This is a genomic window from Clostridium lamae (genome assembly GCF_033043255.1).
Lineage (GTDB): Bacteria > Bacillota > Clostridia > Clostridiales > Clostridiaceae > Clostridium > Clostridium lamae.
In genome coordinates, this window is sequence record NZ_JASCQJ010000011.1 from 63,293 (window position 1) to 79,033 (window position 15,741).

The 15,741-nt window shown below is 26.7% G+C and carries 16 protein-coding genes; 11 read left to right on the top strand and 5 right to left on the bottom strand.

All coding sequences use genetic code 11. From position 1 onward, the window contains the following. Positions 1-63: 63 nt before the first annotated feature. The 6 genes from QK892_RS07700 to QK892_RS07725 all read left to right on the top strand — a co-directional run bounded on the left by QK892_RS07700 (position 64) and on the right by QK892_RS07725 (position 8,139). Positions 64-2,499 carry a chitobiase/beta-hexosaminidase C-terminal domain-containing protein gene (locus tag QK892_RS07700; protein WP_317272962.1) on the top strand — a complete coding sequence of 812 codons (2,436 nt, stop codon included), beginning with the start codon at positions 64-66 and terminating at the stop codon, positions 2,497-2,499. Between the two features lie 74 nt (positions 2,500-2,573). Further along, positions 2,574-4,463, top strand: coding sequence for a glycoside hydrolase family 20 zincin-like fold domain-containing protein (locus tag QK892_RS07705; RefSeq protein ID WP_317272963.1), 1,890 nt, complete (start codon positions 2,574-2,576; stop codon positions 4,461-4,463). Positions 4,464-4,634: 171 nt separating this feature from the next. Next, positions 4,635-5,627 carry an L-glyceraldehyde 3-phosphate reductase gene (mgrA, locus tag QK892_RS07710; protein WP_317272964.1) on the top strand — a complete coding sequence of 331 codons (993 nt, stop codon included), beginning with the start codon at positions 4,635-4,637 and terminating at the stop codon, positions 5,625-5,627. Positions 5,628-5,639: 12 nt separating this feature from the next. After that, positions 5,640-6,650: an SGNH/GDSL hydrolase family protein gene (locus QK892_RS07715; RefSeq protein WP_317272965.1), complete on the top strand. Its 1,011-nt coding sequence runs from the start codon at positions 5,640-5,642 to the stop codon at positions 6,648-6,650. 12 nt (positions 6,651-6,662) lie between these two features. Next, positions 6,663-7,580 (top strand): ROK family protein, encoded by a 918-nt coding sequence (locus tag QK892_RS07720; protein WP_317272966.1) that lies wholly within the window; start codon positions 6,663-6,665, stop codon positions 7,578-7,580. 349 nt (positions 7,581-7,929) lie between these two features. Continuing rightward, positions 7,930-8,139 carry a hypothetical protein gene (locus tag QK892_RS07725; protein ID WP_317272967.1) on the top strand — a complete coding sequence of 70 codons (210 nt, stop codon included), beginning with the start codon at positions 7,930-7,932 and terminating at the stop codon, positions 8,137-8,139. Between the two features lie 365 nt (positions 8,140-8,504). Here the strand turns inward: QK892_RS07725 and QK892_RS07730 are convergent, their stop codons facing one another. Genes QK892_RS07730 through QK892_RS07740 form a run of 3 tightly spaced genes read right to left on the bottom strand, consistent with a single transcriptional unit; the run spans position 8,505 to position 9,560 of the window. Further along, positions 8,505-8,666, bottom strand: coding sequence for a hypothetical protein (locus QK892_RS07730; RefSeq protein ID WP_317272968.1), 162 nt, complete (start codon positions 8,664-8,666; stop codon positions 8,505-8,507). Between the two features lie 14 nt (positions 8,667-8,680). After that, a complete protein-coding gene (locus tag QK892_RS07735) occupies positions 8,681-9,250 on the bottom strand; it encodes a DUF1700 domain-containing protein (protein ID WP_317272969.1) in 570 nt (189 codons plus the stop codon). 1 nt (position 9,251) lies between these two features. Continuing rightward, a complete protein-coding gene (locus tag QK892_RS07740; protein WP_317272970.1) occupies positions 9,252-9,560 on the bottom strand; it encodes a PadR family transcriptional regulator in 309 nt (102 codons plus the stop codon). A gap of 454 nt (positions 9,561-10,014) precedes the next feature. Between QK892_RS07740 and QK892_RS07745 the strand changes: the two genes are divergently transcribed. The 5 genes from QK892_RS07745 (at position 10,015) to QK892_RS07765 (ending at position 13,764) form a co-directional block, all read left to right on the top strand. Beyond that, entirely contained in the window at positions 10,015-10,581 is a 567-nt protein-coding gene (locus QK892_RS07745) for a sigma-70 family RNA polymerase sigma factor (protein ID WP_317272971.1), read from the top strand. Next, positions 10,574-11,563, top strand: a complete 990-nt coding sequence (locus QK892_RS07750; RefSeq protein ID WP_317272972.1) for a DUF4179 domain-containing protein — start codon at positions 10,574-10,576, stop codon at positions 11,561-11,563. The genes QK892_RS07745 and QK892_RS07750 overlap by 8 nt, the downstream gene beginning before the upstream one ends. A gap of 219 nt (positions 11,564-11,782) precedes the next feature. Further along, entirely contained in the window at positions 11,783-12,190 is a 408-nt protein-coding gene (locus QK892_RS07755; protein WP_317272973.1) for a nucleotidyltransferase domain-containing protein, read from the top strand. Positions 12,191-12,273: 83 nt separating this feature from the next. Beyond that, a complete protein-coding gene (locus QK892_RS07760) occupies positions 12,274-12,711 on the top strand; it encodes a GNAT family N-acetyltransferase (RefSeq protein ID WP_317272974.1) in 438 nt (145 codons plus the stop codon). Between the two features lie 81 nt (positions 12,712-12,792). After that, the gene (locus QK892_RS07765; RefSeq protein ID WP_317272975.1) at positions 12,793-13,764 is read left to right on the top strand and encodes an HD domain-containing protein; all 972 of its coding nucleotides are present in this window, start codon (positions 12,793-12,795) and stop codon (positions 13,762-13,764) included. Positions 13,765-13,919: 155 nt separating this feature from the next. On the opposite strand, the gene QK892_RS07770 is transcribed toward QK892_RS07765, so the two are convergent. Next, positions 13,920-14,267, bottom strand: a complete 348-nt coding sequence (locus tag QK892_RS07770) for a DUF3784 domain-containing protein (protein WP_317272976.1) — start codon at positions 14,265-14,267, stop codon at positions 13,920-13,922. 486 nt (positions 14,268-14,753) lie between these two features. Continuing rightward, complete coding sequence (locus QK892_RS07775; RefSeq protein ID WP_317272977.1) at positions 14,754-15,611, bottom strand: AraC family transcriptional regulator; 858 nt, start codon at positions 15,609-15,611, stop codon at positions 14,754-14,756. Positions 15,612-15,741 lie beyond the last annotated feature (130 nt).

The window sequence follows — 15,741 nt, forward strand, 5'->3', positions numbered from 1 at the left end:
ATAAAATCAAGATATTTTATTACCTTTAATATTAAACAGAAATTATAAAAATAAGGAGAAAATATGTTAAAGATGGACTTAACAAGTAAAAATTTAAATACACCAACAATAGTAAATATATATAACTTTATAAGGAAGACAGTATATCCTAGTGGTGAATTTGTTGAGGATGATTTAAAGACAGTATTATATCAGTTAGAAATTTTAAAGCAATATGGATTACCAGCAACCTACGCATTGAAATATGATGCATTAATGGATAAAAGATATAGTGAATTAATAAAAGAGTATGTTGATGATTATGATGAAGTAGGTGTATGGTGGGAAGTAGATAAGCAATTAGCTGAAAAAGCAGGAGTTAAATGGAAGGGAAAAACTCCAGTGGATGATCATGTAAATATAGGATATTCCTTAGGATACTCAAAAGAAGATAGATTAAAGATGGTAGATGTATATATGGAAGATTTTAAGTCTATTTTTGGATATTATCCTAAATCAGTAGGCTCTTGGGTCATCGATATTATAACTTTAACTTATTTTAAAGAAAAATATAATGTTGAAGCAGCAGCCTTATGTAGAGATCAAATTGGTACAGATGGATTTACGCTTTGGGGAGGTTATTATAACCAAGGATATTATCCAAGTGTACTAAATGAGTATATCCCTTCTCAAAGTAAGGAAATGCAATTAGATTTGCCGATATTTAGGATGCTAGGTCCTGATCCAATTTATGCTTTTGAAGATGGTTTAAGAGAATCTGTAAATGGTGTTCATACCTTAGAGCCAGCTTGTGTAATAGGACAAACTAAAGAATGGGTTGAGTGGCTATTTGACAGATGTATAAATGAACCAGTATTAGGATTTTCATATATACAAACAGGTCAAGAAAATACATTCCTATGGAATACCATGAGAAAGGGATATGAACTTCAAATTCCATATATATCACAGCTCACAAAGATAGGAAAATTAAGAGTTGAAACATTAAAAGAATCAGGAGAATGGTTTAAGAAAAAATATTTCCTTACCCCACCTACAACTATAACAGCATCTAAGGACTGGAATAAAGAAAATTTAAGAGCATCTTGGTATAATAGCAGGTTTTATAGAATGAGTCTTCTTTGGGAAAATAATCTCCTATCTATAAGAGATTTACATTTGTTTAATGAAAACTATAAGTCAAGATATTATGAAGATACGCTTAAAGATAATGAAAGCATTTTTGACTCACTTCCTATATTAAATGCTCATTATTGGAGCGATAAAGATTTAAGAGCATCAATAGATTTTGTGAAGATAGATAGTAACGAGAAGATAAATAAAGTAAGTGGAGAAGAGCCAAAGTTTTCAATAATAAATGAATCCTCATATGAAGTGAGTTGGAAAATAAATGAGGGTTCAGAAATGAATATAATATGCAAAGAATCAGAAATTGTATTTAAAGAAAGTAGTTATAAAGATGATAAGAAAAAGTTAGCATTATCCTTTAATAGAATTCCTGTGGTTAGGAATGTATATAAAAAGGAATTAGTATGTATGCATAACGGCTTTAAGTATTCTTTATATTTATCTAAGGGAGAGTTTATATTAAATGAGAATTCTAAACTACTGATTGTTTCAGAAGAAAATGAAATATCTATTATAACTTCTAAAAATGAAGATGTGATAAAAGAAGAATTTTATTCTAAAGAGTATTTATTAAATGCTGATGAAATTGATAATTATATTCCTAAGTATCAAAAGCTAAAAAGTAAGTCTAAAATATTACCAAGAGCAATGAAACCTGAAATCTTCCCTAAAAATATAGTGTTAGAAGAGCCTATTAATCAAGAATTTATTATATATAATCCAAATAAAACTGGTGAAGTTAGATATACACTAGATGGAAGTGAGCCAAATAGAGAATCAGACTCATATTCAAATCCAATAACAATAAATGATAATACTACAATTAAGGCAAAAGCTTTTATATCTGGGTTCAAAGAAAGTGAAGTAGAAGAAGTTAGTTTGTATAAATCAATAAAGATTAAAGATATAAAGACATTTACAAGTCCAGTTGAAATAAAAAAGTACAATAAAAATGGTGTTTATGATTTAATAGATGGATTAAAGGGTAGTAAGGATTATACGGATGGATGTTGGCTTGGATATCATGATGATTTAGATGTAATTATAGATTTAGGAGAAGAAAAAAATATTAGTAAAGTAACTGTAGGATTTTTGCAAGATACTAGAGCGTGGATTTATTATCCTAAATTTATAGATTTCAAGTATTCACTTGATGGAAAAGAATTCAATGAAAGTGAAATTATTTATCATAAAAATTCAACACCAAGAAAAGAAGTGGCAGTAGAAAATATAAGTTCAAAATATAAGGGGGATAAAAAGATTAGATATATAAGGATATTTGCTAAAAATGAAGAAGTATGTCCTAGTTGGAGTATTACAGCAGGTGAAGGTCCAGCTTTTATGTTTGTTGATGAAATTATTGTGGAGTAGTTGATAAGAAAAATTACTGAAGAAATCATTAAGTAATAAATATAAAATATGCTAATTAAGAAGGAGGAGTATAGATGAATATAATTCCAAGACCTAGGAAGATGAAGTATCTTGAAGAAAGGTTTAAATTAAAAAGAGAAACTAATATTATTTTAGATTATAACTGTTCTTTTGATGATTTAGATTCTGCAATATTATTACAAGATGAGATAAATAAGGACTTTGGATTTAAGATAAATATAACTAAGGCTTCAAACTGTGATATTTATAATAATTATATATTGGTAAATAAAAATCTTTCAATGGAAAATGAAGAGTATAAATTAACAATAGAAAAAGGCAGTATTGAAATAGAGGCATCTACTTCTAAAGGATTATTCTATGGAATTCAGACATTAATACAAATAATAAAAGAATATGGATATAGTTTACCAGGAGTGATAATTGAAGATAAACCTTATTTTAAACATAGAGGTTTTTACCACGATATTACTAGGGGGAAGGTACCTAAGTTAGAAACCTTAATGTATTTAGTAGATAAGGCAGCATTTTATAAGATAAATGAACTTCAATTATATATTGAGCATACCTTTGCATTTAAAGGAATGAGTGAAGTTTGGATAGATAAAGACCCGCTAACCTCAGAGGAAATATTATTATTAGATAGATATTGTAAAAATAAGCATATTGAGCTTATACCATCAATAGCCACATTTGGACATTTGTATGAAGTTTTAAAAACTAAATCATTTAAGAAGTTATGTGAATTAACAGAACCAGAAGAGTCTGATTACTCTTTTGTAGATAGGATGGCTCATCATACATTAAATGTAACTGATGAAGATAGCATAAGATTAGTTAAATATATGTTGAATCAATTTATACCTTTATTTTCATCTAATAAGTTTAATATATGTTGTGATGAAACCTTTGACTTAGGAAAAGGAAAAAGTAGTAAAACTGCTGAGAAATTAGGAGTTGGAAAGCTTTATGTTGATTTTTTAAATAAGGTTATTTCTATTGTAAAGAAATATGATAAAGAAATAATGTTTTGGGGAGATGTTATATTAGGTCATCCAGATTTAATAAATAATATAGATAAAGATGTAATTTGCCTAAATTGGAATTATTGGTGTGGTGTTGAAGAGAAGGATACAAAAATAATTTCAGAAAGTGGTAGGAAACAATACGTATGTCCCGGAGTAGGCGGATGGAGCCATTTAATGAACTTAATGGACAATGCATTTGAAAATATATATAGAATGATATCTTATGGGGTGAAGTATGATGCAATTGGAGTATTAAATACAAACTGGGGTGATTATGGAAATATAAATTTATTATCCAGCTCTATTCCAGGGATGATATATGGAGCAGCCTTATCCTGGAACCCAGAGATAGAAAAAGATTTTAGAAAAATGTATAAAGATATATCTATTTTAGAATTTAAAGATAGTAGTGGTACTTTAGTTTCATTATTATCTGATTTAAGTAAATGTCAAGAATTTGGATGGTCAGATCTTGTAATATGGAAGGAAAAATTTAATACAAATGAAGCTATAAAAAATGAGTTAATAAACAAGATGAAAACAGTAAAAATAAGTGAGTTAAAAGAACAACATGACAAAGTATCAATAATAGAGGGGAAGTTAGAGTATTTATCTTATGATATAAAAAATATAGAATCAAAAGAAGTTATGCAAGAATTTATAATTGCAGCTAGAGGGATTTTATTAATAAATAAAATAATGCTTGCAATAATAAATAATGAACTATATAAAGATAAGCTTGCGGATAATGAGGAGAATGCAAACTTTAAAGAGTTAGCAGAAGAATTTGAAGAATGGTTTTATGAATATTCAGTTATATGGAGAAAAACAAATAAGGAAAGTGAATTATATAGAATAAGAGATGTAATAAAATACACGTGTAGTTATCTACGTGATACAGAAACATTCATATAATATAGACAAATAAAATGTTTATATATATAATTGTAGAAAAGGGATTTTATATTAGAAATATAGATAACTTCTTAATGTAAACGATAAGAATTTTAAGTGATAAAGAGTACAAGTTAAATAATAATTTAGCTTGTACTTTTAAATAAATATAACTGGGAGGGAAAGAGAAAAATGAGAAATGTAAAAGAAAATAGATATGAAAAAATGCAATATTTAAAGTGCGGGAATAGTGGATTATATCTACCAAGAGTTGCTCTAGGGTTATGGCATAACTTTGGTTCAGTAGATCCACTTGAAAATCAAAAGGATATAATTTTTGAAGCCTTTAATAATGGAATAACACATTTTGATTTAGCAAATAATTATGGTCCTATTCCTGGATCAGCTGAAGAGAATTTCGGAAGGATACTAAATGAAAGTTTAAAGTCATATAGAGATGAAATGATTATTTCTACAAAAGCAGGATACTATATGTGGAAGGGACCTTATGGAGATGGAGGTTCAAGAAAGTATTTAATGTCTAGTTTAGATCAAAGCTTAAAAAGAATGGGGTTAGAATATGTAGATATATTCTATCATCATAGACCAGATAAGGATACACCGCTTGAAGAAACTATGGGAGCATTAACAGATATGGTTAAGCAAGGAAAGGCTTTATATATAGGCTTATCAAATTATCATCCAAAGGAATTAAAAGAAGCATCCAAGATATTAAAGGCAAATGGAACTCCATGTTTAATTCATCAATTTAGTTATAATATGTTTAATCGTTGGAGTGAAGTAGAAGGCTTACATGAAGTTCATAAAGAAGAAGGAATAGGTTCAATAGCTTTCTCACCATTAGCACAAGGTATGCTTACAAATAAATATCTTCATGGAATTCCAGAAGATTCAAGAGCTAAAAAAGTAACTGCTAGATTCCTACAGGAAAAGGATATAACAGAAGAAAAATTAAATAAAATAAGAAAGTTAAATGAAATAGCAGAAAGAAGAGGACAAACTCTAGCAGAAATGGCTTTATCTTGGGTATTAAGAAAAGATGCTGTTACTACAGTATTAATTGGAGCAAGTAAGGTAGAGCAAATATTAGATAATGTAAAGATAATAGATAATTTAAACTTCTCAGATGAAGAATTAAATGAAATAGAAGGAATATTATCATAGGGGTATAGCGCAATGATATTATCTAGGGATCAAATAAAATATTCTGGAAGATTTGATTTCTCTAATTCAGAAAAAGTTGAATTTGGATGGGCTAAAACATCATTAAGTATAAATTTTATTGGTAATAAAGTTTATGCAGACTTAGAATCAGATGGAGAAGATTACTTTTTAGTAGTTTTAGATGGAGAGATATATAATAATTGCTTTCCAGTTAGAGAAAGAAAGCTATATAAATTAGTAGAAGATATAGAGTATAGTGAACATAGTTTAGAATTAATTAAGAGAACAGAAGCTTTTGTTGGAACGGCAAGCTTTTATGGATTTGAACTTTTTGATGGAAAAATAATAGAACCACCTAAAGAAAAGAAATTAAAAATAGAGATATTCGGAGATTCTATAACCTGTGGTTATGGAAATGAATCAGAAAATGAATTTGGAGAGTTTAAGGCTAAAGATGAAAATAGCTATTTATCTTATGGTGCAATAGCAGCAAGAGAATTAAATGCAGAACTTAATTTAACTAGCTGGGGAGGACTTGGTTTAGTAAGAAATTATGACGATTCTCCAATGCCATTACCAGAAAGAATAGAATGGATAACTAATAAAAATACTAATAAGAAGTGGGATTTTTCTAAATATAGTCCAGATATTGTTCTAATAAATTTAGGAACCAATGACTTTAATGAACATCCTCCAGCAAAAGAGAGGTTTGTAGAGGGATATAGAACATTAATAGATAGAATTAGGAATTACTATGGAAAAGTAAAAATAATATGTGCTATAGGTCCAGTTATGGAAGGAAAGGTTCTAAATAATATAAGAGACTATGTGAAAAATCATGTAGTAGATTACTATAATTCTATTGGTGATAAGGATATATTTTTCTTAGAACATGAGCATCAAAAAGCTGAAAATGGTTATGGACAAGCATATCATCCAAGTCAAAAGACTCATTATATTATGGCTAATGAAGTAGTAGGTATAATTAAAGAAATTTTAGAACAAAAAGATATTAAAAGATAAGAGGGAGAGACTATGGAGGCAAAAGAATTTATAGTAGGAATAGATATCGGTGGAACTAATATTAGAGCTGCATTATTAGATAAAGAAAGAAACATAGTTGATAAGATAAAGATTAAAAATGAAGTAGATAATGGACCGGAATATAATTTAAGTAAGATTACTACTCATATAAATGAGAATTGGTTAGCAAAAGGAATAATTGGTGTAGGAGTTGGATGCCCAGGTCCATTAAATATTAAGACAGGAACTATATTAAAAGCTCCTAATTTAAGAGGCTGGGATAATTTCAATGTAAAGAAATTTATAGAAGATAATACTGGCTTAAAAACAGAAGTCAATAATGACGCTAATGTTGCAGGGCTTGCAGAAGCTATGATAGGAGTAGCTAAAGGTGCTGAAAGCACATTTTATATTACTGTATCAACAGGAGTTGGAGGAGCATTAATAATTGATAATAAAATTATTAATGGAGCTAATAGCTTTGCAGGAGAAATATGTAATTTAATTATTAATGAAGATAAATATAGCCATTCAGGATTAGTGCAAGGTGGATTAGAAGGTCAGTGTAGTGGTCCTAATATTGCTAGAATAGCCAGTGAAAAATTAGGGAAATCACTAGATACTCCAGAAGTCTTTGAATTATATAAAGAAAATAATACAGTAGCCCAAGATATCATTAATGAACTTTGTGAAAATTTATCAAAGGGAATATCTAATATAATTTCAGTTGTAGATCCAGAAGTGATAGTTCTTGGAGGTTCCGTTATTTTATTTAACAATGCTCTTATTGAAATAATTAAAGAAAAGGTAAGAGAAAAAGTAATTAATAAAGAAGCTGTAGATATAAGAATTGCAGAAATCGGTGATGATGCAGGACTTAGAGGAGCAGGACTCTTAATTAATGAAGAATGTAGAATGGATAATGCATAATTTTTGTTATAATTCAGCTAGCTGAATTATGAAATTTTTTAAATTCCTATGGAATTTATTCTTTTATTCTTTCATTTTTTTCATGCTTCTTTGCCTTAGCAAAGAAGCACTTCACTCTTTCATTTTAAAAAGCTCCGAAAGGAGTTTTTTTGTTAATCTTTTATTTTTTATTCTGGGATCTGTTTTATTTAAAGATAAATAATTATTAATTTTTTAACTATGATACCTTACTCTAAATTATTGTAGGATTATTATCTGAATAAATGTATAATAAAAATGTATATTATTATACATTTATTGTATTGAAATATTTAACAAATAAAAAAGCCACATAAAAGGAGGAATAAATATGCCTAATGAAAAAAATAATCATAATAGAAATGAACATTCTTATGTAGGCTATGGAATTGCCTTTGGATTGCTTGGTGGTACTTTATTTTCAATAATTATAAATTTATTCTTTAAATCTCAAATAGATTGGACTTTTGAACCTGGATTAGGAATGTTAATTGGAATAATCATAGGTTCAATAATGGACCAAAATAAAAATAAAAAATAAACTATTTATAGAATTTTTAAGCCACTATTAACTAAAGTCCAGGGATTTGTAAACACTGGACTTTTAAATTAAGGCTCTGTTTTAATTAGATGTTGATATTTTTATCTTTTTAATAAAAGTATATTATTTCCATTTGTTATGGAATTATATTCCAAAGGAGTGCATAATAAAAATATATATTATTGAATAATTGTAATATAATGCGAAAAGAATAATCATAGTAAACTATTAATATCTAAAGGTTTTATGGATATGTACGACTATTTAATAAATAAAAATATGGTATTATGTGCCATATTTTTATTGACTAAACAGTGTCAAGTTTCAATATTGTTTAAAATATTGCCAAATGAAAAAAGCCATCATCAATAATTAATTATTCTGTACCATTTTTGAGTATCATTTGATTTTTGTGGAGTTGAATCAAATCCATCCATTAAAAAACCAACTGCTGATATTATAAGTCCTATTATAATTAAACAAACACTTATATTAATAATTTTCTTTTTGAAGTTTTTAATTATCATATTTTCACCCTTTCTTATCTAAATGATTTAAATATATTGAAAGTTAATTGCATTGTAATAATTATAATTTTTTTTGATAAATATATAGTTATTAATCCCAATAAAATAGAAGTTCCAACTAATGCAATCCCTACACCTAACTGTATAATTCCTACACTTAGGATATCAGCCATCATAAATGGAGACCCAATTATACTTAATAATGATGCTGCAAAAAATGAAATAGAGGTTACTCCTGTTGTAAATGGAATACACCAAATAATAATATATGCAGATAAAATAAGTAAAATTACTGCTAATAACAAACTCCCCCATAAGGGAAAACCTAAAATTAGTAGAATTATATTTAATATTTTACTCTTGAATGATGGTATATTAATATTAATAATATCTTGTTCACTTAAGATATTATTAGCTATACTTTGAGGACTTCCAATTTTTTTGATAACTTCTTTCTCTGTAAATCCACTTTCCTTATAGTCTTCAATAATTTCTTCATAATAAGATATGAACTTATTACGTTCATCTTCATCAAGTAGTTTTAATGATTTTCTTAATGTATCAATAAATGTTGATTTATTCATTTTAATTTTCCTCCTTTATAAAATAATAAATTTTCATAACTTGTTGCCAATCATCTAAAAATTCTTTTATCCGTTCTTTTCCTGCATTTGTAATTTTATAATATTTTCTTAAACGGCTATTATGTTCAATAGAATATGTTGTAACATATTTATTTGCTTCTAAACGCTTTAATATTGGATATAATGTAGATTCAGATATTTCAATGCAACTTGAGATATCTTTAATTATTTGATACCCATATGAATCAGATTTCTGTAAAGCAGATAATACACAGTATTCTAATAACCCCTTTTTTAATTGTATATCCATATCACACCTCCTTATGTATTATACTATATAATACATAGTATAGAGTGTCAATAATATTTTTCCTATATTATAAGGTTATGTTTTGAATATATTTGAGAATTTATTATATTTATTTTTAGGGAATATAATATATGAAATATATATTATAGAAGTTATTGGAAATACTATGAGTAGTTTTGTAATCAGATTATACGTGATACTAAAAAATGGACAGATAGATATGGTTATAAATTAAAACGAAAATAACTTTGGAAATGATACAATTTTAAACTATTACGAACTAAAAGGACCGCTGTATGGTCCTTTTTTTATGTATTATTTCCCAATATTATTATACATAACCATATATAATTGAATTAAAAATAATTATTTTATATGAATAATAAAGTTTTTGAAACATTAATTAGTTTCAAAAAGTCTAATAAGTGAAAGCATCGATGCTAGGGAGGGAAATATGGATAATATTTTAAATGTAAGAGATAATGTAATCACTACTTTTGATGAAAATATGCTTGTAAAAAAAGCTATAAATGGAGATAAGAACTCTTTTATTTGCATTTTCAAAAAATATAAAGTTGATTTATATAAAATAGCATATATGTATGTAAAAGATGAGGAAAAGGCTTTAGAAATACTGCAAGAGACAATAGTAAAAGGGGTTTTTAATATTAATAAGCTGAAAAATCCAAGTTACTTTAAAACCTGGATAACTAGAGTATTAATAAACGTAGCTATTGATATGAACAAAAGAGATTCTAAAACTGAACAACTAGGTGAAGAACATAATGTAATACAAGATATCTCAGTGGTTTCCATAGAAGAAAAAATAGATTTATATAATGCAGTTGATTTGCTTAAAGATAATTATAAAACTGTAATAATAATGAAGTATTTCAATGATATGAAGATTAAAGATATTTCTGAAATAATGAGTCTTCCTGAAAGTACAGTTAAAACATATCTTACTAGAGCAAAAGATTCATTAAAGAAAATATTAAAGGAGGATTATTTAAATGAATAAAAATGACTTTAATAATATAAAAATACCTGAAAATATAGATGGATTTATAGAAGATTCATTTAATAATGCATATAAATTTAAAAATAAAAAAAGAACTAAGAAGATTTCAGGAATAATAGCTGCTGGATTAACTTGTTTCATTATGTTAGGTGTTACTAAGCCAACTATTGCAAGTGTAATACCACCATTAGAAAAAGTATTTCAGCATTTGCAGGACAGGATAATTAATGGAGGAAAAGGTATTAATTATGGAACTATAAATGAAACAATAAAAAATAATGGTGTTGAAGTAACACTAGAAGATATTATATTTGATGGTAAGTATTTATATGCATCATATATTGTAAAAAGTGATACTCCTTTTAGAACAGAAGAAATACCAATTAATGAAAGACAACTCTTATATGAGCATAATGAAAAGTTAAGTTTCACAGATGAAAAACCTGATTCTTCAGGAATATCTGGTCTTGAAGGTATGTTTATAGACGATAATACATTTAAAGGTGTAGAAAAATACAATTTAAGCTCATTAAATGCTGAAATACCAGATTCTTTTGAGTTTGAAATATTAATTAACTTATTTAGATGTTTTCCTATTGTTGGTGATGATAGAGCTGAATTGATGAGAGTAGGAGATTGGGGCTTTAAAGCTAAAGTAAATAAAGAAGAAAACTTATCTAAGAACTTTGAAATAAACTCTACTAGCAATGAGGGAATTCATATTAAAGAAATTTTTGTGACTCCTTTTGAAATAGGTGTAACAATCTTACACCAAGAGGGTACATCACCGGGTTCATATGATGTAAGTGTCAGTGATAAATATGGAAATAATCTTAATCCAAAAGAAGGAAGATGGGGAGAAACTTTCTCTGATACTATATTTAATAAAATAAATTTGAAAGGTGATGAATTAATAATTAGTATCTACAATAATTCTTCTAAAGATAAGTTACTATTTGAAAAGGAAGTTAATATAAAATGATTTTAGTAATTATTAAAAATATAATTTATTTATTTAATAAAAATACTTTGTTTTATTTGATGTTGATAATTATTTTTTAAACAATAGTAGTATAGTATCTATAATTCTTATAGGATTATATTTTTAATAAATGTATAATAAAAATATATATTATTACACAATTGTATTAAGTACGAACCAGAGATTATTTATATGATTTCTAAATAGGGGGATAAAATCATGTTTGAAGATTTTATTGAAAAAACAAAAGAATGGGCAATAAATGAGCCTTTTGTTGAAGCAATTATTTTAGTAGGTTCTTATGCAAGAGGTACACAAAAGGTAGATTCTGATATTGATTTAGTTATTCTAACTTCTAATAAGCAATACTATATTGATAATACTCAAATATTAAGTGCCTTTGGGTTGATTGATAGGTCAAATATTGAGTTCTATGGTGAGTGTACTTCAATTCGTATTTGGTATAATAGCGGATTAGAAGTAGAATTTGGAATGGTGCCTTTAACTTGGATTCATTTACCTTTAGACTACGGAACAGAACGAACTTTGTCTGATGGGTATAGGATATTAGTTGATAAAAAAAATATGTTTTGGTCAATTGAATCTATAATACCTCAACATACTTAATAAGCATAATCAGAAATTATTTTGCTAAGCACTATTAATATATTGTGAGTTAATTATTTATAGGGAGTGAACAATTATTATATATGGATAAAGAAAATACTTATGTTAAAGAATTATTAAATAAAGATGAATTTCTTAAAGCATTTCCAATAATGAAGCAGTTGAGAACACATTTAATTGAGGAAACATATTTAAACTTAATTTTAGATATGAAAAAGGAAGGTTATAAAATGTTTTCACTTTATGCAAATGATGAAATTGTAGCTGTTGCAGGTGTGATTAAACTTACAAATCTATATTATGGCAAACATGTATGGGTTAATGATTTAGTTACTGATGTAAGCAAAAGATCAAATAAATATGGACAAAAACTCTTATCATTTATTATCGAATGGGCAAAAGAGAATGGTTGTGATGTAGTGGCACTATCATCAGGAATACAACGAGTAGAAGCTCATAAGTTTTATGAACTCAAAATGGGATTTGATAAAGTAAGTTATGTATTTAAAAAACAACTTTAATTTGTGATACACAATTTATTTAGTTTAAAGTTAAGGTTGTTTTGGAACTAAATATTTTTTATGAAATACGGAGGATAAAATATGAAAATTATAGATAGTATCTATGGTGAGTTTGAAATTGAATTGATTTTAGAAGAACTTATAAAAACAAGAGAAGTACAAAGATTAAAAGGGATTCATCAAGGTGGGGCAAGCTATTTAATTAATCCAGAGTGGAGTGTTACTAGATATGATCATTCTATAGGTACAATGTTATTTATAAGAATGATGGGTGGGACTATCAAAGAGCAGATAGCAGGTTTATTGCATGATATTTCTCATACTGCATTTTCACATGTTATTGATTTTGTTTTTAAGAATAGTAATGAAGATTATCATGAAAAGATATACGATGAAATCATTGAATCCTCTACTATCCCTAAAATATTATCAACTAATGGATATGACTATAAAGATATACTTTTCAACGAATCTAAGTGGACAATACTTGAAAAAAAAGCACCTAAGTTATGTGCAGATAGAATAGATTATACATTAAGAGATATGTATCATTATGGATTTATATCAAAAGATGAAATTAAATTATTTTTAAGAAATTTATCTGTAATTGAAAATGAAATAGTAATTAATTCTGTGGAAATTTCTGAATGGTTTGTAGATGTATACTATAAAGAAGTCATAGGATTTTTTATGAATCCACTAAATGTATATGCCTATGATAGGTTATCTAAAGCATTAGAGATAGCAGTTAACTTACATGAAATTACTTTAGATGATTTATTAAAAGAAGATGATTACGTATATGGTTTATTAAGAAATTCTAGTTCAGAGGAAGTGATAAACTTAATTAATTCAATCAATGACAAAGTAAAATTAATAGAAGATAAAGAAAATTATAATATATTTCAAAAAAGTAAGGCAAGACTGATTGACCCAACTATAAATATTGAAGGCAAATGTTGTAAAGCCTCAGAGAAATCAAGTATTGTAAAAAAATTAAACCAGAAGGCATTGAAAAAATTTGAGGAAGGTGTGTTTATTAAAATAGTATGAAATATGTAAATTCCAATTTGTAAGTTATATATGATAAGCAATTTTAAATTATTACAAATTAAGGCTCTGTTAGATAACTTTGTTGTTATATCATAATAAAAATAACCATACCTTTGTATTTTCAATCATTTGAATGATAAGGTATGGTTATTTATTTATTTTGATTTTTTATATTTTTTAAAAGCCTTATTCGCATCCAGACTGACGTCTTTTAAAAATAGGATTAACCAAATAATGCAAGTAAGAATACCAAAATATTGAGAAATAAAGTAGGATAAAATGGCTCCTACTCCTAAGATAGCGGTCCATAGTAACAATGAATTTCGTTGGTAACTAACCAGTTTCTTCTGGTCATACAAATCTCTTTGAGATTTTGATAACATGTTAAAACCGCTAATTAACATAGCTCCTTTTTCTCCTAATAGAGCAAAGAGTAAGGCTATTACCCCAAAACAAATTGATAAAGCTATACAAATATAAAAAACTAAATAATCAGTATTCATGGGCTCTCACTCCTTTAATATCCTCATCTCTATTATACACATATCTGTATTATTTGAGCTATTATTATCTGTACAAGGCTATTCTATTTCTGTAAGCAAGATATTTTGTTGACACACCATTAAAATGTTCCATCCACTGTTTAAGACGACTATGAAAGGAATTTATTCATTAATTATTTTATTCTTTCATTTTTTCATTTCAATTTTGCAAATGCAAAAGAGAAGCTTCACTTCAAAAAAATGCATAATGCATAATTGATAATGCATAATTTATGAAATAACTCAGACAAGCTGAGTTATGAAATCTATAAACTCCGAAAGGAGTTTAGTCCTTAATTATTCATTAAGCATTGTGCATTATGCATTATATTTTATTTCATTCTTTCATTTTAAAAAACTCCGTCAGGAGTTTTCACCTTAATTATGCATTAAGCATTATGCATTATCCATTAATTCTGTTATGCATTACGCATTATCCATTATGCATTAGCGTAAGCTAACCCTTGTTTTATTTGGAGAAATTCCATAATACTTTTTATAAAGTTTACTGAAATAATAAGGATCACTATAGCCAACCATCTCAGCAATACTTTTTATCGATAGCTTGGAGTTTTCTAATAATTCTTTAGCCTTTGATAACCTAATTTGTATCAAATAGTTTATTGGGGAGTCTCCCATAATTTCTTTAAAAATTTTAGATATATAAACAGGGCTTAAGTACATATTTTTTGATAATGTGTACAATGATATGTCTTGTACATAATTTTCATTTAAGTATTTAGTTATTCCTTCTACCAATTCTTTTTTCTCACGTGATTTAAAAGCGAATTCATGAGAATCAAGATCACGTGGTTCTTCATTTATTTCTCTATGTATAAGTACTAATAGTTTCATCACAAGAGATTTTAACATAAATGGAGAAGTCTGATTAGAATTTTTTTGCTCATCAAATATTTCTAGACAAGTTTTTAAAATATAATCTTTATATTTATTAAAAGTTAATATATGATTATTATTAAAATCAATATAATCTTTTTTAGAATTACTAAATAGATTTAAATTAGTTAACCCAATATGAAGTTCTCTACATCTAGTATTAGAATCAAAAAGTTCTTTATGATATACTCCTGGATTAGATATTAAAACTTGTCCTTTTTTCAAAGTATATTTTTCACCTTCAATTAAATAATCTACTGAACCAGAAATTATAAAAGATAATTCAATAAAGTCATTATGACAGTGATAATTAGTTTCTGGAATATCAGTTTCAGGAGAACAATTTGCATCGATTACAAAAAGAATTTGAGGATTATAATTATCTATGCTCGTATATATCTTACTCATATTAATACCCCTATAAATGTTACTTTTAAATGTATAATAATATACATTTAAAGTTTAATATAATACATTTTTATTTTCAATAACTTATTTATAATCATACTTAGAAATAAATAATATAAGGAGAAATGAT

Coding starts and splice junctions, on each gene's coding strand:
- mgrA (WP_317272964.1), top strand. CDS start 4,635: ATGAGAAATGTAAAAGAAAATAGATATGAAAAAATGCAATATTTAAAG.
- QK892_RS07705 (WP_317272963.1), top strand. CDS start 2,574: ATGAATATAATTCCAAGACCTAGGAAGATGAAGTATCTTGAAGAAAGG.
- QK892_RS07735 (WP_317272969.1), bottom strand. CDS start 9,250: ATGAATAAATCAACATTTATTGATACATTAAGAAAATCATTAAAACTA.
- QK892_RS07725 (WP_317272967.1), top strand. CDS start 7,930: ATGCCTAATGAAAAAAATAATCATAATAGAAATGAACATTCTTATGTA.
- QK892_RS07760 (WP_317272974.1), top strand. CDS start 12,274: ATGGATAAAGAAAATACTTATGTTAAAGAATTATTAAATAAAGATGAA.
- QK892_RS07700 (WP_317272962.1), top strand. CDS start 64: ATGTTAAAGATGGACTTAACAAGTAAAAATTTAAATACACCAACAATA.
- QK892_RS07720 (WP_317272966.1), top strand. CDS start 6,663: ATGGAGGCAAAAGAATTTATAGTAGGAATAGATATCGGTGGAACTAAT.
- QK892_RS07740 (WP_317272970.1), bottom strand. CDS start 9,560: ATGGATATACAATTAAAAAAGGGGTTATTAGAATACTGTGTATTATCT.
- QK892_RS07765 (WP_317272975.1), top strand. CDS start 12,793: ATGAAAATTATAGATAGTATCTATGGTGAGTTTGAAATTGAATTGATT.
- QK892_RS07770 (WP_317272976.1), bottom strand. CDS start 14,267: ATGAATACTGATTATTTAGTTTTTTATATTTGTATAGCTTTATCAATT.
- QK892_RS07730 (WP_317272968.1), bottom strand. CDS start 8,666: ATGATAATTAAAAACTTCAAAAAGAAAATTATTAATATAAGTGTTTGT.
- QK892_RS07775 (WP_317272977.1), bottom strand. CDS start 15,611: ATGAGTAAGATATATACGAGCATAGATAATTATAATCCTCAAATTCTT.
- QK892_RS07745 (WP_317272971.1), top strand. CDS start 10,015: ATGGATAATATTTTAAATGTAAGAGATAATGTAATCACTACTTTTGAT.
- QK892_RS07755 (WP_317272973.1), top strand. CDS start 11,783: ATGTTTGAAGATTTTATTGAAAAAACAAAAGAATGGGCAATAAATGAG.
- QK892_RS07715 (WP_317272965.1), top strand. CDS start 5,640: ATGATATTATCTAGGGATCAAATAAAATATTCTGGAAGATTTGATTTC.
- QK892_RS07750 (WP_317272972.1), top strand. CDS start 10,574: ATGAATAAAAATGACTTTAATAATATAAAAATACCTGAAAATATAGAT.